Here is a 20,741-nt window from a genome sequence, read left to right on the forward strand (position 1 = left end):
AGAACGTAAACCTGTTTATAGAATGAAAACTTATTTGAAGAGGTATCTGCCAGAGATTCTGGTAGTCGTCGTTTTCGCTTTAATCTCCTTCGTTTACTTTATGCCTGCCGATATGGACGGTCGCATCCTTTACCGTGAGGATTCACAGGCTGGAAGGGGTGCAGGCATGGAAATCAATCATTACCGCGACAGGACGGGCAAGACCACACGCTGGACCAACTCCATTTTCGGGGGGATGCCTACCTACCAGATGGCTCCGTCCTATAAGTCGGATGGCATCCTGGACCAGGCCATCCAACTTTATCATCTGTGGCTGCCGGAGAATGTCTGGTATGTGTTTGCTTACCTCCTGGGCTTTTATATCCTGCTGCGGGCCTTTGACTTCCGACGATCGTTGTCCGTACTGGGCGCCGTGATATGGGCTTTCTCCAGTTATTTCTTTATTATTATTGCCGCAGGGCATCTGTGGAAGGTGATGGCTTTGGCCTATCTGCCACCGATGATAGCGGGCATCGTACTCTCTTACCGGGGGAAATACCTGTGGGGACTGATCCTGACGGCTATCTTCGCGGCTTTTGAGATCAAGGCCAATCATGTGCAGATGACTTATTATTATCTCTTCATCATCCTCTTCATGATTATTGCTTTTCTGGCTCAGGCGATCAAGGAGAAGAAGATGCTGCAGTTCCTCAAGGCTACGGGCGTATGCCTCGTGGGTGCAGCCATAGCGGTCTGCATCAACCTCCCTAACCTCTATCATACCTACCAGTATGGCCAGTTGAGTATGAGAGGAAAGAGTGAGTTGGTGAAGAAGAATGCGTCCAATCAGACCAAGAGCGGTCTAGACCGGGATTATATCACCCAGTGGAGCTATGGCATCGGCGAGACCTGGACGCTTCTGGTCCCGAATGCGAAGGGAGGAGCATCAGTACCCCTGGCCCAGAACCAGAAGGCCATGGAGAAAGCGGACCCTCAGTTTATGCAGATTTACCAGCAGATGGGACAATACTGGGGGGATCAGCCGGGAACCTCGGGACCGGTATATGTCGGGGCCTTTGTTCTCATGCTCTTCATCCTGGGGCTGTTTATCGTCAAGGGTCCTATGAAATGGGCCCTGTTCGCGGCGACCGTCCTTTCCATCCTGTTGTCGTGGGGACATAATTTCATGCCTCTTACTAATTTCTTCATCGATTATATCCCGATGTATTCCAAGTTCCGGACGGTGGCCTCTATCCTGGTCATTGCGGAGTTTACCATTCCGTTACTGGCGGTGATGGCCTTAAAGGAAATTGTGGATCATCCGGAAATACTGAAGACAAAGATCAAATTTGTATATGCCAGTTTTGGACTGACGGCTGGTTTCTGCCTGTTGTTCGCCTTGTTGCCCGGGACCTTCTTCAATTTCGTCTCCGGTCAGGAGATGCAGTCACTGCGGCAGATCCCGCAGCAGTACCTTGGGCCGCTGCTCAGTAATCTTACGGAGATCCGTAAGTCGATCTTTACTTCAGATTGCTGGCGCTCTTTCTGGATCATCGTGATCGGTACCGCCATCCTGATGCTCTTCAGGGCGAAGAAACTGAAGGCTTCCTATATGATCGCGGCTATAACCGTGCTCTGCCTGGGAGATATGTGGCTTGTCAACAAGCGTTACCTGAATGATAATATGTTTGTGGAGAAAACCCAGCGTGACCTGCCTCAGCCCATGACGGCAACGGATAAGCAGATTCTCCAGGACAAGAGCCTCGACTACCGTGTACTCAACTTTGCCTCCAACACCTTTAATGAGAATGAGACATCCTATTATCATGAAAGTATAGGAGGGTATCATGCTGCCAAGCTCCGTCGCTATCAGGATCTGATAGATGCTTATATCGCGCCGGAAATGCAGAAGAGCATGAAGGCGATTGCTGCGGCCAATGGCGATATGACAAAGGTTGCAGGTGACTCGGTCTTCCCGGTTCTCAATATGCTGAATGCGAAATACTTCATCCTTCCGTTACAGAATAACCAGACCGTTCCTCTTCAGAACCCTTATGTCTATGGCAATGCTTGGTTCGTGGATCATGTTGGCTATGTGGATAATGCCAACCAGGAGATTGAACGCCTGGGCAGGATCAATCTTCGTCATCAGGCCGTCGCTGACGCGCGGTTCAGAACCCAACTGGGGGAGAGCAAGACCCAGGATACGCTCTCTATCGCCAAACTCACCTCTTATGAACCGAATCACCTTACTTATGATGTCCATTCAGACAAGGGGGGAATCCTGGTCTTCTCCGAGATTTATTATCCGGGATGGACAGCCACCGTTGACGGGCAGCCTGCTGTCTTAGGGCGTGCCGACTATGTCCTACGTGCATTGAACGTGAGCCCCGGACATCACCAGATCGTACTTGATTTCCATCCTTCCTCCATTGCCAAAACAGAGACGGTGGCTTATGTGGGATACTTCCTTCTCGTATTGCTCATCGTTCTGGGTGGCGTCCTGGAATACCGGAAAAAGAAAGCCAGGGACGTTGAGGCACTGGCTGACAAAAGTTTGAAATGATGTATACTTATCGTTATCCTCATCCTTCGGTTACTGCCGATTGTCTGGTGTTCGCCGGAACAGGTGATGAGGAGCAGATCCTCCTCGTAAAGCGGAAAAATCCTCCTTTCCAGGGGTGCTGGGCTTTCCCTGGAGGATTTATGAATATGGATGAGACCGCTTCGGCAGCTGCCTGTAGGGAACTGCGGGAGGAGACCGGCCTGGAGGTCATGGAAGGTGACCTGAAGCAGGTGGGAGCTTTTTCGCAGGTGGACCGTGACCCCCGGGAGCGGGTGGTGACGATCGCTTATTATACTTCTCAGGATACGGAGGGGAAGGTACAGGGCGCTGATGATGCCGGAGAGGCGGAATGGTTCAACCTGAACGCTCTCCCGGAGTTGGCCTTTGACCATGCTTCCATCCTCCGCGCGGCCCTTCGGCGCAGGCAGGAGGATGAGGGAGAGAACGGACAATGCTCGGGAGGAAAGAAGTCCCGTTGAGATGATCCGTTACGGTCTGTGCTGTGGGAGAAGTCTGCAGTGGGACGGTTTAGGAAAAGAGTAAAAAGAGGATGAATAATGGATTTTAGGACGGTTGTGGAAACAGACAAGGCTGATTTTGAAATCCCCCCTTGTGAGTCAATGATTTTTGTCGGATCTTGCTTTGCAGACCGACTGGGGAAGCGCTTCCAGGAAGAGAAATTCCGGGCTGTAGTGAATCCTTTCGGCGTGATGTACAATCCTGTGAGTATTCTTCATACGGTGGAGCAGTGGTCGGATCATATCCGGACCACCGCAGAAGCGTCAGCCCCACATGTGGCTGTGTTCACGCTCGGCACGAATCATGTCTATGTGCTGAAAAAGACAGGTGAGATCGTCGACAATTGCCGGAAAAGACCGCAGGACTGGTTCCGTGAAGAGGAGTTGACCATCAGCCAGTGTGCAGAATATCTGGGTAAGGCAGTGGAACGGTTGGAGGAGGATGATCCGGCGGTGAGAGTGATCATTACGGTCAGTCCTATCCGGTATGCTAAGTATGGCTATCACGGGAGCGCACTCTCCAAGGCGGTCCTCCTGCTGGCTGCCGAACAGTTGAAAGGCCATTATCCTGAGCGGGTGAGCTATTTCCCGGCGTATGAAATCCTGAACGATGAACTGCGTGATTACCGGTTTTATGACCGTGACATGCTGCATCCGAGTGATCAGGCGGTCGATTATATATGGGAAAAATTCGACGACAGGTATTTCGGGAAAGCCACGCGCGAGTTCCTGGCGGAATGGGGACCGCTCAGGCGGGCCCTGGCGCACCGGCCGTTCCATCCGGAGTCTGAGGACTATCAGGAATTCTTGCACAAAACAAGGTTAAAAGTAAACGCGCTTTCAAAAAAATACCCTAACTTTGCGCAAAATTGTAAAACCTTTGAATAATAATTTATTGTTACAATGACATATACTATTGAAAAAGTAACCACTCTCATCGGCGCACGCCGTTATGGGGAGAAAGATGCGAACATCGGATTCATCCTCACGGACAGCCGTTCGTTGTGCTTCCCTGAAGAGACGCTTTTCTTTGCCTTGAAATCTGGCCGTAATGATGGGCATCGCTATATTCCCGAACTCTATCGCCGTGGGGTCCGGAACTTTGTGGTGAAAGAGGTGCCGGCAAACTATGTCCAGACATTCCCGGAGGCTAATTTCCTGAAGGTGCTGTCACCGCTTGAAGCTCTGCAGCGGCTGGCAGAGCGCCATCGTGATGAGTTTAATATCCCTATTGTCGGGATTACAGGATCCAATGGGAAGACAATGGTCAAGGAATGGCTTTACCAGTTGATGTCTCCGGACCTGTTTGTGACACGCAGCCCGAGGAGCTATAATTCCCAGATCGGCGTTCCCCTTTCGATATGGCTGATGAATGAGGATACACAGGTCGGTATCTTTGAGGCGGGGATCAGTAAACCGGGAGAGATGCTTGCCTTGCGGGATATTATCCAGCCCACGATCGCAGTGTTGACTAATCTGGGTGCTGCCCATCAGGAGAATTTCTCTTCCATGGAGGAGAAATGCCGGGAGAAGATGATCCTCTTCCATGATGCTCCTGTCATTGTGTACAATGAAGATGATGAGATCATTGACGGGATCGTCCGGAAGAGTGATTTCAAGGGGGAGAAACTCTATTGGTCAATGAAGGACAAGAAAGCTCCGATGTATGTCAGTGCTGTTCATAAGGAGGCTGAGTCAGCTACGGTTATCTGCTCTTTCAAAGGGGAGAAAATACAGTATGTCCTGCCTTATATAGATGATGCTTCGATAACTAATTCCATCATCTGTGCGGCCGTGGCTTCTCAATTGGGATTGAAGGCGGAGGTCCTCCAGGAACGTATGGCAAAGTTGGAGCCTGTGGCCATGCGTATGGAAGTAGTTGAGGGTCAGCATGGGTGCACACTGATCAATGACAGTTATAATTCAGACATCAACTCGCTGGGAATCGCGCTGGACTTTATGAGCCGCCGGCCGGACCAGAAAGGACGCCGCCGGACATTGATCCTCAGTGATATCTATCAGAGTGGACTGCCTCCTGAAGAACTCTATCGTGAGGTCTCCGGTCTGGCCGTGAAGAGAGGAGTGCAAAAATTTGTCGGGATCGGACCGGATCTGTGTCAGCAGGCAGACGAGATCCGTGTACCGGAGAAATTCTTCTTCACCACTGTCGCACAGTTTATTCATAGTGAAGTGTTCGCTTCCCTCCAGGATGAGGTGATCCTGATCAAGGGTGCCCGGAAATTCGGCTTTGACCAACTCACGGAACTGTTGGCGAAGAAAGTGCATGAGACGGTGCTGGAGGTCAATCTGGATGCGGTGGTGAAGAACCTCAATTACTACCGCTCACTCATGAAGCCGGAAACAAAACTAGTATGTATGATCAAGGCGGATGCCTATGGCGCAGGAGCTGTGGAGATTGCCAAGACACTGGAGGATCACCGTGTGGACTATCTGGCAGTGGCGGTGGCTGATGAAGGAGTCATCCTCCGCAAGAACGGGATCACTTCAAATATCATGATCATGAATCCGGAGATGTCGGCATTCAAGACAATGTTCGATTATGACCTGGAACCGGAAGTCTATTCGTTCCGCCTGCTTGAAGCTCTCGTCAAGGCTGCTGAGAAGGAGGGGATCACGGGCTTCCCGGTACATATCAAGATTGATACGGGCATGCACCGTCTGGGATTCAACCCGGAGGAAGACATGGATAAACTGATTGACCGTCTGAAACATCAGAATGCGGTTATTCCCCGTTCGGTGTTCTCCCACTTCGTGGGCTCGGACAGCGATGATTTCGATAACTTCAGCGCCATGCAGTTTAAACTCTTCGACACGGCCAGTAAAAAACTGCAGTCGGCTTTCAGTCATAAGATCATCCGTCATATTGATAACTCTGCCGGCATCGAGCATTTCCCCGAACGACAGTTGGATATGTGTCGTCTGGGATTGGGCCTCTATGGCATCGATCCTCGTACAAATAAACCGATCCATAATGTTTCTACCCTGAAGACGACGATCCTGCAGATGCGGAAGGTGCCTGCTGGAGAGAGTGTCGGATACAGCCGCAAGACCATCCTGGAGCGCGATAGTGTCATCGCTGCCATTCCTATCGGGTATGCAGACGGACTGAACCGGCATCTGGGCAACCGTCATTGCTATTGCCTGGTTAACGGCCATAAGGCTTTGTACGTAGGAAATATCTGTATGGATGTGGCGATGATTGATGTTACCGGCATCGCCTGCAAGGAAGGAGACAGTGTGGAGATCTTCGGTGATGACCTCCCCGTAACCGTGCTGAGTGACGCGTTGGATACTATTCCATACGAGGTGATGACTACGATCAGCAGCCGGGTCAAGCGGGTTTATTTCCACGACTGACCTTTGAGAATAGAGATTAAAGATAGATTGATTAGTTATAGGCGGGAGAGCGAAACAGATTTGTTCTTCCGCTTTTTATTTCTTGGTCTCAGGGGGGATAGATAAGGACCGGTTTTATTCTGGTTGGGCCGTTCCCGCAGATAAAAAGGGACTGAAGAAGAAAGGGTTGCCCCCGGATCTTGATGTAATCCTTTGCGTAAAAGTTTAAAGCGAAACGTATTGATTTTTAGGAAAAAAAGTGTATCTTTGCATACGATGCACTTAAAAACCTGCTAAATTAACAAACTAGAACTTAAACGGTATTTATGGAACAAGTATTTAGCTATATCATTAGTCTCGGTGCGAGCGTAATGATGCCTATTATCTTTACGATCATCGGACTGTGTATAGGCATGAAATTCGGCAAGGCCCTGTTGTCAGGTCTCTATGTCGGTGTTGGGTTTGTAGGATTGGGTATTGTAACGGCTCTGCTGACGAAAAACTTCAGTGACCCGCTGACCATGATGTCTCAGATTTACCATCTTAAGCTGAAGGTCTTTGACATGGGATGGCCTGCGGCTGCTTCTGTCGCTTACAGTACGGCAGTAGGTGCGTTGATCATCCCGATCTGCCTGGGTGTGAATTTCCTGATGCTGATCACCAAGACCACACGGACCGTCAACATCGACCTGTGGAACTATTGGCATTTTGCTTTTATCGGTGCAGTGGCTTACTTCTGCATGGGGAAGAGTCTGGCATGGGGATATTTTGCAGCTATTGTCTGCTATATCATCACCCTGGTCATGGCAGACCTGACGGCCGATAAGTTTCAGAAATACTATCATCTCGACGGCATCTCTATCCCGCAGCCTTTCTGCCAGAGTTTCTTGCCTTTCACATTGGCCATCGACTGGCTGTTGGATAAAATCCCGGGATTCAACAAACTCGACATTGATGCAGAAGGCCTGAAGAAGAAATTTGGTGTGTTGGGCGAGCCACTGGTGCTCGGTGTGATCGTAGGAGCACTCATAGGCCTCGTCGCCCACATGAGCGTGAAGAAGATCCTCTTCCTGGGGATTACGATGGGAGCAGTGATGGAACTGATTCCACGTATCACCAAACTCTTTATCGATGGCCTGATGCCAATCTCGGATAAGACCAAGGAGGTGGTCGCCAAGCGTTTCCACGGGAAGAAGATCCATATCGGTATGAGCCCTGCTTTGGTCATCGGCCATCCCACTGCGTTGGTCTGTACCTTGCTGTTGATTCCTACCTATTTGATTATCTCGGTTATTCTGCCCGGTAATCAATTCCTGCCACTGGCTTCTCTGGCAGGTCTGTTTTATCTTTTCCCCATCATGCTTCCTTATACGAAGGGGAATGTGCTGAAGAGTTATATCGTAGGGGTCGTGGCTTTGCTCGTCGGCTTGTGGTTCGTCACGGATATGGCTCCTGATTTTACCATGGCTGCCAATTCAGTGTTCAAGGCGACACAGGATCCGGCAACGAGCGTGCCGAAAGGTTTCTTCGCCGGAAGTATGGACTTCGCCTCTTCCCTGATCGGATGGGTGATCTATAAACTCACTTGTTATGTGAAGGTTGTCGGACCGGTAATCCTGGTTGTCCTGGTCATCGTCATGATGCTGTACAACCGCCATCAGATCCTCAAGGATGAGAAGGTCGCTGCCGCAGCCATTGATGCTGAGGAGAAGGCTGGAGGGAATCCTTCTGCTCCTATAGAATAACAGAGAATATTAAATATCATGGTAGAATGAAGAAATCGATTTTGACATTATTGCTGTGCCTGATCGCCGGTTGGGGAATGGCGCAGAATGCTTACACACATTATGAAGTCCGCTGGGCCAGCAATCCCCGGGACGCGAAGCATTATGATACTGAGCGCCTGCGTAAGGAATTCCTGATCCAGAAGGTGATGGCACCGGGAGAGGTCAACTGGACCTATTCCCTTTATGACCGTTTCCTCGTCGGCGGTGCTGAGCCGGTGGATGCTCCCCTGGAGCTGGCTTCCATTGCCCCGTTGGATACAAAGAACCTGTTGGATAATCGTGAACTGGGTATCATTAATATCGGTGGTGACGGTGTGGTGACCGTTGACGGCAAGGATTATCCCCTCGCCTTTCAGGAAGCCCTTTATATCGGCCGTGGTTCTTATCAGATTACCGTTTCCAGTAAGGATGCTGCTCATCCGGCCAAGTTCTATCTGAACAGTGCTTGTGCACAGAAGGCTTATCCGATCAGGAAGGTGACGTTGAAGGAGGCTCATAATATCAAAGCTGGCTCTCTGGCTGGCAGCAATGACCGGGTGATCCACCAGATGATCATTGACGGTGTGGCCGGCGTACATACGTGCCAGTTGCAGATGGGCATCACGGAATTGAAGGAAGGCTCTGTATGGAACACGATGCCGGCTCATACCCACCTCCGTCGCATGGAGACCTATTTCTATTATAAGATCCCAGAGGGCCAGCAGGTCCTTCATATTATGGGAGAACCGCAGGAGACACGTCCCATCTGGGTCAAGAATGAGCAGGCTGTCATCTCTCCTCAATGGAGTATCCATTGTGGGGCAGGAACGTCCAACTATACCTTTATCTGGGGAATGGCGGGAGAGAACCTGATCTATACCGATATGCAGGTCGTCAAGATCTCTGACCTCAAATAGAAGCCGGAGAGATCATCATAACTCAACTAACCAAAACAAACCTTAAACTATGAGTTCTGTTCAAACTACTAAGAAAACCAATTATCGGTGGGTGATCTGTTCCATGCTCTTCTTTGCCACAACGGTCAATTACATGGACCGTCAGGTATTGTCACTGACGTGGAAGGATTTCATCGCTCCGGAATTTCACTGGACGGATGCCGATTATGGCGTGGTAACAGGGATTTTCTCTATTCTCTATGCGTTCTTTTGCCTTTTTGCAGGTAAGTTTATTGACAAGTTAGGGACGAAGAAGGGGTATCTTACCGCCATCGGCATTTGGTCTGTGGGTGCCTGTATGCACGCTGCCTGCGGATGGGCGACCATGCATATCGTGGGGGTTCCATCATTGGCAGCCCTGCGTGCCGTGAAAGCTGGATCGGAGTTGGCGTTGTCCATCTCCACGGTCTCTGTCTACCTCTTCCTTTTCTGCAGGGCGGTGCTCGCCATGGGAGAGTCCGGCAACTTCCCTTCAGCCATCAAGGTGACGGCCGAATATTTTCCGAAGAAAGACCGGGCGTTTGCTACGGCGATCTTTAACAGCGGGGCGTCTATCGGAGCCCTGGCGGCACCGGTCACGATCCCTGTCCTGGCTGAACATCTCGGCTGGGAGATGGCTTTCATCATCATCGGTGGACTGGGTTTTATCTGGATGGCTCTGTGGGTATTCGTTTATGACCGTCCTAAAGATAGTAAGCATGTAAATGAAGCAGAACTGACTTATATTAACCAGGATCAGGAGGATGCCAGTCAGACAACTGCGAAGGGAGCAAAGAAAGAGGAAAAGACGATTCCTTTCCTCAAATGTTTCCGCTATCGTCAGACCTGGTCTTTCATTGCCGGCAAATTCATGACGGATGGGGTATGGTGGTTTTATCTGTTCTGGGCACCTGCATATTTCTCAGACCAGTTCAATTATGGATCTAACACCACGATGGGCAAGATGCTGATCTTTGTGCTCTACCTTATCGTGACGGTGATCTCTATTTTCGGTGGCTATCTGCCGAAATTCTTCGTGGAGAAGAAGGGGATGGGAGCTTATCGCGGACGTATGCTCGCCATGCTGATCTTTGCTTTCTTCCCTCTGCTGGCTCTCTTTGCACAACCTTTGGCTTCCTGGAAAGCCAGTCCTATTGACCCGGCATGGTGGCCGGCAATCATCATCGGCCTCGCCGGTGCAGGACACCAGGCATGGTCTGCCAACCTCTTTTCAACTATCGGCGATATGTTCCCTACCAGTACGGTAGCCACGATTACCGGTATCGGTACCATGGCGGGAGGTATAGGCTCGTGGCTGATCAATACAGGGTCAGGTGAACTCTTTACCTATGCAGAGAATGCCGGGTCAGCTTTTACTTTCCTCGGTTTCTCAGGCAAGCCAGCCGGGTATATGATTATCTTCTGCATCTGTGCCGTAGCTTATCTGATAGGCTGGGCAATCATGAAGACCCTCGTACCGAAATACAAACCTATTGTAACAGACGAATAATTGATCCGTTCCGGTATGGAGAATACCGGTATGTTGATTGATTCCTTCCCGAAGGTGAGCAACCGTTTTTGCTCTCCTTCGGGATTTTTTATGATCAGCAGAATACAAATACTTGGATTTGCTGGATAATGAACCTGCATTTGAATAAATGCGGAAAATTAAAATGTCGCTGCCATGATGTTCTCTACTCATCCTGAGAAATTCTTCCCCTACACGCAGATTGATGTGGTAATTTTCCCCGAGGGCAAAGAGGACAATCCTAATCGCTTTACGGAACGTACATTTAAAGGCTCGGTGCCAGAGATCATCACGAAAGCAATGGATTATATTCAATCTGTCGTCATTCAGGAACAAGTGATTAAGCCTAAGAAAGATTTGCACTCATATCGTTTTTTCAATTACCCTTATCAGGCACTTGAAGAAGCTGTGGTAAATGCTATGTACCATCGAGACTATCAAGAAAGTGAGCCTGTTGAAATCACTATCGAGCCAGAAGGTGTTAGTATTCTTAGTTTCTCTGGCCCGGATCGTTCTATATCGGCTCTGGCTATCAAAGAGTGCAGGAAGCTAAAATCAAGGAGATACAGAAATCGCCGTTTGGGAGATTTCTTAAAGGAGCTAGATATGTCTGAAGGACGTGGAACTGGCATTCCCACTATTCAGAAAGAACTGAAGAACAACGGATCACCTCGTGCAAGCATCGAAACAGATGATGACCGTACTTATTTCTTAATGGACATACCCGTGCATGAAGGCTTTGGAAATGAGGTAATCCTAAATGTTGAGAAAGAAGGAGTGTTAGATTCCAGCAATCTAACTAGTAATCTAACTGGTAATCTAACTGGTAATTCAACAGCCTTGGACAAAATATTTAATGCATTGAAAGCCAATCCATTGCTGACCTATCCGGAGTTGGCTTCCCTGTTAGGTTATTCACGCAGTTATGTCCAAAAGTGTATTAAAATGTTGAAAGAAACAAAACGTATCCGTCGTGTTGGTTCAAAAACATACGGAGGTTATTGGGAAATAATAGAAAACTTAAAATCTTAATAGATATTCATTTGCCATTTTTACATATTTTAAGTGGATAACTTTTGCAAAGTTAGCGACATCTTCTTGAATGACAATCATAGAGGATAATATTTTTATTGCGGAAATGATAAAAAAAGAAATAGACGGTTCTGTATTAGATGAATTCTGATGTTCAGATAGAATATAATACCGAAACTGGAATGTTACGTGTGATGATGAAACATTAGTAAGCATTAGAGGCGTTTTTCCTTGTCTTGCTTTTATATTCTTATGGAAGAACTTGTTCGGTGTTATTCTTTTTATTATATTTGTCGTAAATTTTATGGCCATAAAATTTACGATGATAAAATAACTGGATGATAATTTTTTAGGAGAGAGATCGTTCTTTGATAGAGATAGGCAACTTCAAGATGCTTGGTACAATCATCAAGAACGATTATCCTGTCTTTTCCGGTTTTGCTTTGGAACGCTGGTTCCGTCAGAAGTTCATGGAGAGTCAGAACTATGTCGATATCGGTGGCTGGTGGTTGCCTCAGAGCCGTGATCCGGAGGAGATAGATATCGTCACGGAAGACTCAGAAGGCAATATTAATGCCTGGGAAGTGAAAAGACAGCGCAAGAAATATATCCCTTCACTTTTGGAGGAAAAGGCCGGTGTCATGCAGAGCAAGATCTTCAAGGGCCGTGACGTACGGATCGGCTGCCTTTCTCTGGAAGAGATGTAGATAGGAGATAGAAGCTCCTATAAGAAAGAGGATAGTTGAATAGCATGTTTTTTCGGACAACCATACGAAAAAACCTTCTATTTCTGATTTTTGTTATTGCTTTTTTCATTATCTTTGTGGTAGTCTTGGTATACCCTTTTAATAAGTTTAATATGACTGAACAAGAAATTCTTGAGAAAAATCCTTGGAGGCTTTGTGGAGAAAAACCTTGTAATTATGTTAACGCAAATACTACAGTTCTTTTTGACCCTAATGCAGTATGGTTACTAAAAGAAGATCTGCCTATTATTAAGGAGTTTAATGAAAAAGTAAAGGATAATGAATATAAATTACATCTTGAGATTCCACCAGAGCCTTTTGTTGGAAATCCTTTACGGGCAAAAGTCATTATCTTAAGTCTTAATCCTGGATATATGGATCGAGTAAACAGGCTTGTTGCTCAAAATTTAAAGGTTGACTTAATGAAACAAGTGAATCAGCAAAAGCTTAATCAGTTAAATCTTGCAGTTGATTCTTTTATCTGTGAAAGGAATATACCATCAACAGATCCACAAACCAGTTACCGGAATGCTGACTGTATGATAGGCGATTGGTATTGGTATGACATATTTGAAAAGTTTAGAAAAGAAGCACAAGGGAAATTAGGTGTAGAAGAGGATGATTCAGCCAAGGATAAAATTTATGGGAATATTGCTATTTTACAATATTTCGGGTATTCTTCTTCTAAATTTAAACAGATGCCACATAAAGCTTTACTTCCTTCTCAATTATTCACCAAAAGCTTAGTAGAGTACATTGCTATGAGTAAAGAAAATGTATTATTTGTTGTATCTCGTTCAGAAGCATTATGGAAGAATCTTATAGGTAATAAAATTTGGGATATGCTCGAAAAGGAAGGACGTCTTATTCATAGACCGATATATAATGGTAAAAATGGCAGAAAAGTTTCTTATAGAGGTCAGCAATTTACTGCTAAGGCATTCAAAAAAGAAACGGACTTCGATAAAATAGTCAATGCTTTATTGAAAGAATAAATCAATCAATCTTTCTGTGATATTTCTGCCTCTTTCACTCTTATTTGATCTTTACCCGATGTCTAACTGAAGAAATAGGAATTTGACCAAATATCAAGATTTTTTGATTCTTGATAAAGGACAGAACATGGTGAATTGGTGACTTCAACAGGCAAGTGCAAATTCACGGAATCTTATTGTGAAAGGTTTCCAGCTATATTCCCATTTACAACGCCCAACGCTGAAAGCGGAAAAATGAGTAATGATTCCGCAAACGGCAATGAATGGTGAACTGGAAGGAAAAAAGACAAAAAGGGATTGGACCCTGTCAACTGTCTCTTATCATGGTAGCGGAACGATCGTGCCCTACGGTCCATGACAGACAGTTGAGGGCTCCATTCCATTTTGATACAATCTTTCCTATATTTACTTGATAGATATGTTCTGCATAGGAAGGGTAAAGTGACTTGATTTGGTTGAACGCCTTCTCATCAGAGGGTATTCCTAACCCGGGAACAATAATGATGTCACGTGTCTGAAGCATATTGATGTATGCCCAACCGCCATCTTCCGTACAGTCAAGGTCTACCAATTCGAAGTCTTTTTCCAGTACTGTGCGCATATCCCGAGCCATCTTCTTGGGATAGATATCAAGGTCTACTAAAATCTTGCCATCGCTGATAGGACGAAGGATTCCATCGGTATGTCCACATTCATCGCCTGAGACGTTGGGTTTCCAAGGGAGAAAGATTATCTTAGTGTCATGAAATAATTCATGTAACTCTGAAAGGATTTCTTTATGACTTTTCTGTTGATTTTCCGAGAAAATCTTATTACGCATTACAATAGCCGGTTGACCTTGTCGAGTGACACTGGCCGTAAAATTTCCACCATCTGCGATGAGGGTGGAAACTTTCGGGGAAACTCCTGTGGCTTTAACCGATAGTGTTATAGCAGTTTTTGTAGAGGTTTCCTTGTCTCTAACCTTTTCAAGATAATCCGGGTGATAGCGAAACTGTATGAATTGGTTATATCCGCATTGTACAGGCATATAGTCACGGCACCAATAATCTTCAGTACCCTTCAGAAAACTATGGCAAACATGATTTTTATCTAATAGAGCTGTTATTTTTTGATAGACGGCAGGATAATCTGCTTTCAGGGTATCGGAGAAATAAACAGTATCCTTGTACTGCTCTTGGAACATGAGCTATTTCTGTTGAGGATCTATAGAAAAACGCCAGGGCCTGTCACCTTCTTTTGTATTATAGGCTTGGATATTTACCCTTTTGCTTTCAATTATATTTCCGCTGAATGCAGACAGACTGTTTACCCAGATTATAGAAAGACCATTCCCTAAAAAAGAAGCATTTCCGAATAGATCATCCCATATATAACGGGAGTGATAGCCTGACTTTCCATCATAATTGACATAAGTTTCCTTATTGGTCAGACTGATGTATTTATATCCTCGGATCAGAAATGAGGCACGATATTTAAGGGAACCTTCATTTTTTTCAAAGGTCACGTCTACACCTGATGCATTGGGACAGAGTGTACCTAACTTAAAAAAGGGAAGATTTCCCTTGTGGTACATTCTTTCTTCTTTGACACTTCCGTTCTCGTCGTGAAAGTAAAATTCTATGTCTACCGGATGAATTTCATATTCATTGTTCACACGGAAGTAACCGCTAAATACTGACTGTGCAATGCTCCGAAATTCTGCCGTGAGTTCATCTATCGTATCGTGAGGAACAAACTCTGTTAAAGCTGATGATAATGTTTTTCTAACCATATCTTTTTTCTTTATCTGATTATTTCGTTATAGTGCATCGATGATGCAAATATAGTCATTTCTTTTGAAAATGTTCTATTATGTTCCCCCAAACAGATGATTGTAATAAAAAGTGAGCTAAATGTGATTAATTGTATAAAATTGATTATCTTTGTGATTGAACATAACGTTTGGCAGTGGATTAAATCGGAAATAAGGATATAAAACTAATAACTATGAGCATGAATAATTTTAAGGATAAGATGATGAAGAGGCAAACGATTCTTGTTTTGTTTTTACTGTTTCTTACGTTGTCGGTACAAGCTCAAACAAAACACATGAAATTTGCAGGTATTCCATTAGCTGGCACTATTGAACAGTTTCAAAAGAAACTGGTTGCAAAAGGTTTCCATGTGCAGACCATGTTAAATAGGCAACTCCCTGTTGGAACTCGTTTATTCAAGGGTGTCTTTGCTGGAAAGACCGGAAATGTAGCGGTCTACTATGATGTCGGGGCTAAGGTGGTATATGGTGCAAAAGTTTATTTTGATTCCATGACTTCAGACGGTGCCAGAACAGAATTGGATAATTTGAAATCCTTGCTGACAATCAAATATGGTGTAGAAAATATTACGGATGGTGTGGATCATGAGGATCATCCTACTTTCACAGTCAAGACAATGCTGGGAAGCATATATTGCTATATGATGCAGGATGCGTTTATGAGCAGTTATCCTTATGATTGGTCAACTCATGCAGAATTCTCGGATGCAACTAATAGTATTATACATGAATCAAACATTTTGAATGATTTCTAAACAGAGAATCATATTTATAATTACTATGTGTAAAATAGTAAAAATGAGATTTGAAATTTAAAACAAGGAAGTTATGGGACGTAGAAGACGGATTAAGTATGACCCTTTAGGTTTGATATTATGGATAATTATACTTTTTTTAGGGGGATGTTGAATAGACTTTGTCCCTTTTTGGTATATAGTAATGTAGGGTAGGCAAATCATACCATCTTATTGTTTTAACTGATATTTCTGTCTGGAAATTATTTTGGTTCTACTGTTTAATGATGAAATAACAAACTCTTCGTATGATACGACAAATATATAATCAGAATTAATAAACCATGAAAAAGAGAACTGTTTTGCTGTTGCTGTTGTTGGCAACGAACATTATGACTTTTGCCCAGGATGATGAATATGCAGCGACTTATGGACAGCGGTCATCAAGTGGAATAAACGGTTGGATAATCTTTTGTTCCATTGTTATCTTTGTCTTTGCTGTTCTGCAAATCATTCTTTTCTTTAAGGTCTGGGGAATGACCGATGATGTGAAAAAACTGAAGCAGAAATTTGTTGAAACGGAGAAGCCTGATACGAATGAGTATATCTCGCACAAAGTGATGTTGCTGCATCTTGAAGGTAAAGATGAGGAGGCCTTCGATTTCTTAAACCATAACTTATATAATAGGCTGATTCCATATATCAGCCAGATCTGTCAACTCATACAAAGCGATTCATATAAGATAAAAATAAAGGATGGTGAATGCTATGGAGGTTATTATGAGCCGAAAAATAATCTAAGTAAATTGTTTGAAGAAAGGAAAAAGAGAAAAATAGAGTCTCTTGAGGTTTATTATCATAAAATAGGAAAAGAGATTCCTTCATATCTCAAGGATCTGACCTTCATGTCATTTTATAGCTTCAATAAAGAAGAGTAATGAGATGCTAAAGTCTTCGATTTTACTGCAAATAAATTTTGAAAAATCCTCAAAGAAAGAGGACAAAAAATAATTACAATCTTCAGAAGAGAATGTTTGCAGCTATGTTATGAAATTTTATATTTGAGAGTGAAAAATGAGACAAAGACTTGTTCAATATATATCGTATGAAAGAAATTTTTAGTTCGGATAATTCTATATCTACTTTGGCAGAAGATAGATTTCAAAGAAAGCCATTTGCAGTCCGAGTTGCAGATGCAATTATTGGATATAATGATAGCTCATCGTTAGTGATAGCTATTTATGGAGAATGGGGCAGTGGAAAAACTTCAGTTTTGAACATGATAGGGGAGGCAATCAAAGAGAAACAAGCAGATAATTATAGCATTATACATTTTAACCCATGGAGATATAAAGATGAATTAGCATTACTTAATGCATTCTTTAATCAATTAAGGAATAACTATGACGAATCTAAAGATATAACAAAAAAATGTCGAAAAAAGATTCTTAAATCTTTTGATGAATATTCTATAGGAATAGGGGCAGAAATACCTGTTGCTGGGGTAAAAGCAGGTCTGAATCTTAAGTTTAAACCGAGCCATAAATTGAATCTGGAAGGAATAAAGGCACAATTAGATGATTTTATCTCAAAAAGGAAAGATCGAATCATTATTATGTTAGACGATATTGACAGATTAGATAAAGATGAGATCTATAGTTTACTAAAACTAGTTCGGTTAAATGCAAACTTCCCTCATACAATATATGTTCTAGCTTGTGACAAAAAAGAAGTAGCAAATGCTATTTGTAAACATTTTAATGAAGAGGGGAATGTAAATACAGGGATGGACTTCCTTGAAAAGATAATACAAATTCCATTAGAATTGCCAACAATTTTAGTGACGGACTTACGTAAATACCTTATTGATAATATTACTCCTGTAATAGATGAAAATTATCATGAAAAAGATAAAAACGATTTTCGTGTTTTTATCCAGCATTTAAATGATGTATTGGTTTTTCTAAATACGCCTCGTGCAATTAACCGATATATAAATGGCTTGAAATTTGCTATCCCGATGATTAGTAAAGAGGTTAATGCTTCTGATTTATTTCTTATTGAGGTAATTAGAATTTCTTTACCTGATGTTTATAATTTTATAAGGAATGACAGTAATTATTTTTTATATTCATATTCTGATTCAAATAATAGTTTTCTTCAGCAAAAGAATAATGAGAGGAAGAATAATTATCTTTCTTGGGAAGGCAAATTGATACACAGACTCAAAATTGAAGAGAAGAGAGCGAGAGCTTTGAATAATATATTAGAAACATTGTTTCCCTATTTAAGAGAGACCAAAGGTAAAATAAATAGAAGTCTTTATTCCTCTAATTGGATAAAAGATAAACGTATATCCTCTGCTCGTTATTTTGATAGGTATTTTATGTATACGGTTTTGGATGGAGATCTTTCTGATACTGTATTTAATGAACTTATAGAAGGGATTGCACAATGTTCAATAGATAAGTCTTTGCCATCAATTGTTCCATACTTAGATAAATATGAAGATGCACTGCGGCTTTTATTGCAAGTCCATTATACAGAGTATGATTGGAGTCTAATAAGAAAACTTGGTATCATTATATCTCGTAATGGAGATCGATATAATAACGAAGGGACTTTTGGATTTACTTCAAGGAGATCATATTGCGACTTATTGCTTGATATGCTTAGAGATAAATCTCCGAAACTTAATGAGTCTCTTGATGAAGTTTTAGTTGAATCTGACAGTATAGGATTTTTAGATGAAATAATAAACGATTTAAAATATAGAATAGACCATAATGAAATAGATTTAGACCAGAAAGATTTGGATAACGTAGTCAAGATTATAATATGTAAAATAAAGAAGGTCTATGTACGAAAGCCATATTTCTGTGATTTAGGTTTAGTAAATGGTTATGTGTTGGCAGAATGGAAAAAATTGGATCAACAAGATTTTGATAACTATTATAAATCTTTTGTTGATAATAATCCTAAATTAGCATTAAATATCATTACTAGCTGTATTACACTTGCAAAACCATTACTAAGCGAAGAGAATTATTATAAAGTTCCACTCTCTCAACAAAACTATGATGAAATCAAAACGGTTTACGATGTTGATTATGTATATAGAAATTTATGTGCAGCTTATCCAAACTACATCCAAATAAGTAACAATGTGAATTTAAATAATCAAGAAAAGAAGGTGGAGGATGATAAAGATTATATTGGGCAGTTTGTTGAACTTTATAAAAAGAATCATATACGGGACTAAATTTATTAATTGTAAGCCTTTAGCTTGTCCCTCTTGCATCATTCAAAATTTAGTAGGGAAGTCTACAACCTCTTAAGAGACACTTAAGGAGCCCCTTTGCCTTGAGAGGGGTTGGCTGCAGTTTCGTTAGGTGACAGTATCAGCGAATCGGTACCAAGATAGCGCACTAATCGGTACCATTGTATCACTCTAATCGGTACCATAGCCTATTTTGTCTTAAGTCTTAAGTTTGCAGCTAGCATTTTATGTTGAACTAACTGTCTGAGAGTTGGCCTGTATATAGAGGAGGGAGATTATTTCTTTTTCTGGCCTTTGTTATTCTTGTTTTCCAAAGCCTTTTTCTCTTCACTAGCCAGCCGCCTTTCGACCTTCTTGACATCTTCAGCAGGGGGCAGATTCTCAGGTACAATGCCTCTGTCAATCATCATTTTCCGGACAGCCTTATTGTTGTCCACATGTTCCGTGGCAATCTGTCCTTCACCGTACAGATTCTTCTGTTGTACATTGACATTGGTCATTTCGGCTGCGAAGTCCTTGGCTTTAATGCTAATGGTAGGAAGGAAGGCTATAAAGGATTCCTGAAAGATGTTTTTCTGTCTCCTGTAGTTTCGTACGTGCCTTGACACGTTCTATTTCCATGAGACGCTGCTCGATGAGTTCGGCCTTGCGTGTCTGTACTGCAAAGTAAGTTTGTGCAAAGGCAATCTGCTCCTTTCTCGGGTCTCCGTTCTGTGCGATAAGATAGCAGGCGTAGCGAGTGAGAAGGATGTCTTCAACTTGACGCTCTGCTCCAGATCCCAGTTTGACCATTTTATTGACGCCAATAAAATGGTCTTCGACTTTTTGATTTGCCTTTTGGCAGATAATCTTTGCTTTATCAATAACTTTATTGAAATTCTGCCATAAGTTATAATTCAATAAGTGTTGTAAGTCTCTTGCACTCCAGCATTCGATGCCTCCTGTTTCCAATGCAGCTTCTTCGAAGCCATTGTATAATTCTTTCTTTAAAGGAATGTATTTGGTTAGATTCTATCCAAAAGCATAAGCCTATCACGGATGATGCAATTAAGATATTAAGAGATAAAAAATTAATAGAAGGACGTAAACCAAACTTTATAATCTCTTTAGGCATTGCACGGAAGACTCACCAAGTATCCTTGTATACACAGCAAAAAGGACTTTCTTCTCTTAGGTATAGCAATATGATTTTGGAGTTTTTGAATAATATAGGAGTTAAAGGAGCTAATCGTATGGAAATAATTGATTATTTGGGAGAATCATTACCGCAAAATAAAGATGTTACGGCTAAAAAGAAATTTGTGACGAATCTCTTATCTAAACTCAAGAGAGATAATAAAATATTTAATGTTGGAATGAAGTGGAAGTTGACAGAGTTCTTAAATGAATAATTTAGACCAATTTTAGACCAATTTTGTTGATTATAATGTTCTAATAGTACATAACTCTCTATCACTTAATGTCTATGCCAGATCTTTTATAGAGCGAT

Annotated in this window: 16 protein-coding genes and 1 pseudogene; 14 read left to right on the forward strand and 3 right to left on the reverse strand. The window is 43.0% G+C overall.

Features of this window, described 5'->3' with window-relative positions; translation table 11 throughout:
- Positions 1–22: 22 nt before the first annotated feature.
- From ACYRYG_RS07685 to ACYRYG_RS07730, 10 genes are all read left to right on the forward strand, one after another.
- Positions 23–2,545 carry a YfhO family protein gene (locus tag ACYRYG_RS07685; RefSeq protein WP_460197935.1) on the forward strand — a complete coding sequence of 841 codons (2,523 nt, stop codon included), beginning with the start codon at positions 23–25 and terminating at the stop codon, positions 2,543–2,545.
- Positions 2,545–3,024, forward strand: a complete 480-nt coding sequence (locus ACYRYG_RS07690) for an NUDIX hydrolase (protein WP_293424846.1) — start codon at positions 2,545–2,547, stop codon at positions 3,022–3,024. Before ACYRYG_RS07685 ends, ACYRYG_RS07690 begins: the two co-directional genes overlap by 1 nt.
- 78 nt (positions 3,025–3,102) lie before the next feature.
- Entirely contained in the window at positions 3,103–3,951 is an 849-nt protein-coding gene (locus ACYRYG_RS07695) for a GSCFA domain-containing protein (RefSeq protein WP_293418254.1), read from the forward strand.
- Positions 3,952–3,966: 15 nt separating this feature from the next.
- Positions 3,967–6,441 carry a bifunctional UDP-N-acetylmuramoyl-tripeptide:D-alanyl-D-alanine ligase/alanine racemase gene (locus ACYRYG_RS07700; RefSeq protein ID WP_293424100.1) on the forward strand — a complete coding sequence of 825 codons (2,475 nt, stop codon included), beginning with the start codon at positions 3,967–3,969 and terminating at the stop codon, positions 6,439–6,441.
- Positions 6,442–6,746: 305 nt separating this feature from the next.
- Positions 6,747–8,165 (forward strand): PTS galactitol transporter subunit IIC, encoded by a 1,419-nt coding sequence (locus ACYRYG_RS07705; RefSeq protein ID WP_460197936.1) that lies wholly within the window; start codon positions 6,747–6,749, stop codon positions 8,163–8,165.
- A 26-nt stretch (positions 8,166–8,191) separates the two neighbouring features.
- Positions 8,192–9,103 carry a 5-dehydro-4-deoxy-D-glucuronate isomerase gene (gene kduI / locus ACYRYG_RS07710; protein ID WP_460197937.1) on the forward strand — a complete coding sequence of 304 codons (912 nt, stop codon included), beginning with the start codon at positions 8,192–8,194 and terminating at the stop codon, positions 9,101–9,103.
- Between the two features lie 49 nt (positions 9,104–9,152).
- Positions 9,153–10,631 carry an MFS transporter gene (locus ACYRYG_RS07715; protein WP_460197938.1) on the forward strand — a complete coding sequence of 493 codons (1,479 nt, stop codon included), beginning with the start codon at positions 9,153–9,155 and terminating at the stop codon, positions 10,629–10,631.
- A gap of 174 nt (positions 10,632–10,805) precedes the next feature.
- Positions 10,806–11,681 (forward strand): ATP-binding protein, encoded by an 876-nt coding sequence (locus tag ACYRYG_RS07720; RefSeq protein ID WP_460197939.1) that lies wholly within the window; start codon positions 10,806–10,808, stop codon positions 11,679–11,681.
- 368 nt (positions 11,682–12,049) lie between these two features.
- Positions 12,050–12,388, forward strand: a complete 339-nt coding sequence (locus ACYRYG_RS07725) for a DUF234 domain-containing protein (protein ID WP_460197940.1) — start codon at positions 12,050–12,052, stop codon at positions 12,386–12,388.
- A 152-nt stretch (positions 12,389–12,540) separates the two neighbouring features.
- A complete protein-coding gene (locus ACYRYG_RS07730; protein WP_460197941.1) occupies positions 12,541–13,422 on the forward strand; it encodes a hypothetical protein in 882 nt (293 codons plus the stop codon).
- Positions 13,423–13,729: 307 nt separating this feature from the next.
- Here the strand turns inward: ACYRYG_RS07730 and ACYRYG_RS07735 are convergent, their stop codons facing one another.
- Positions 13,730–14,608 (reverse strand): agmatine deiminase family protein, encoded by an 879-nt coding sequence (locus ACYRYG_RS07735; RefSeq protein WP_460197942.1) that lies wholly within the window; start codon positions 14,606–14,608, stop codon positions 13,730–13,732.
- Between the two features lie 3 nt (positions 14,609–14,611).
- Positions 14,612–15,196 carry a hypothetical protein gene (locus ACYRYG_RS07740; protein WP_293424090.1) on the reverse strand — a complete coding sequence of 195 codons (585 nt, stop codon included), beginning with the start codon at positions 15,194–15,196 and terminating at the stop codon, positions 14,612–14,614.
- Positions 15,197–15,411: 215 nt separating this feature from the next.
- Between ACYRYG_RS07740 and ACYRYG_RS07745 the strand changes: the two genes are divergently transcribed.
- The 3 genes from ACYRYG_RS07745 (at position 15,412) to ACYRYG_RS07755 (ending at position 19,234) form a co-directional block, all read left to right on the forward strand.
- The gene (locus ACYRYG_RS07745) at positions 15,412–15,993 is read left to right on the forward strand and encodes a hypothetical protein (RefSeq protein WP_460197943.1); all 582 of its coding nucleotides are present in this window, start codon (positions 15,412–15,414) and stop codon (positions 15,991–15,993) included.
- A 323-nt stretch (positions 15,994–16,316) separates the two neighbouring features.
- Entirely contained in the window at positions 16,317–16,910 is a 594-nt protein-coding gene (locus ACYRYG_RS07750; protein WP_460197944.1) for a hypothetical protein, read from the forward strand.
- Positions 16,911–17,077: 167 nt separating this feature from the next.
- A complete protein-coding gene (locus tag ACYRYG_RS07755) occupies positions 17,078–19,234 on the forward strand; it encodes a KAP family P-loop NTPase fold protein (RefSeq protein ID WP_460197945.1) in 2,157 nt (718 codons plus the stop codon).
- A 293-nt stretch (positions 19,235–19,527) separates the two neighbouring features.
- Here ACYRYG_RS07755 and ACYRYG_RS07760 read toward each other — a convergent pair.
- Positions 19,528–20,248: pseudogene (locus ACYRYG_RS07760) on the reverse strand (BRO family protein).
- On the opposite strand from ACYRYG_RS07760, the gene ACYRYG_RS07765 reads away from it, so the two are divergent.
- On the forward strand, positions 20,203–20,643 hold the full coding sequence (locus ACYRYG_RS07765) for a hypothetical protein (protein WP_294732210.1): 441 nt from the start codon (positions 20,203–20,205) through the stop codon (positions 20,641–20,643). The pseudogene ACYRYG_RS07760 and the gene ACYRYG_RS07765 sit on opposite strands and share 46 nt — an antisense overlap.
- Positions 20,644–20,741: the final 98 nt, after the last annotated feature.

It is taken from the genome of Segatella asaccharophila (assembly GCF_054687055.1).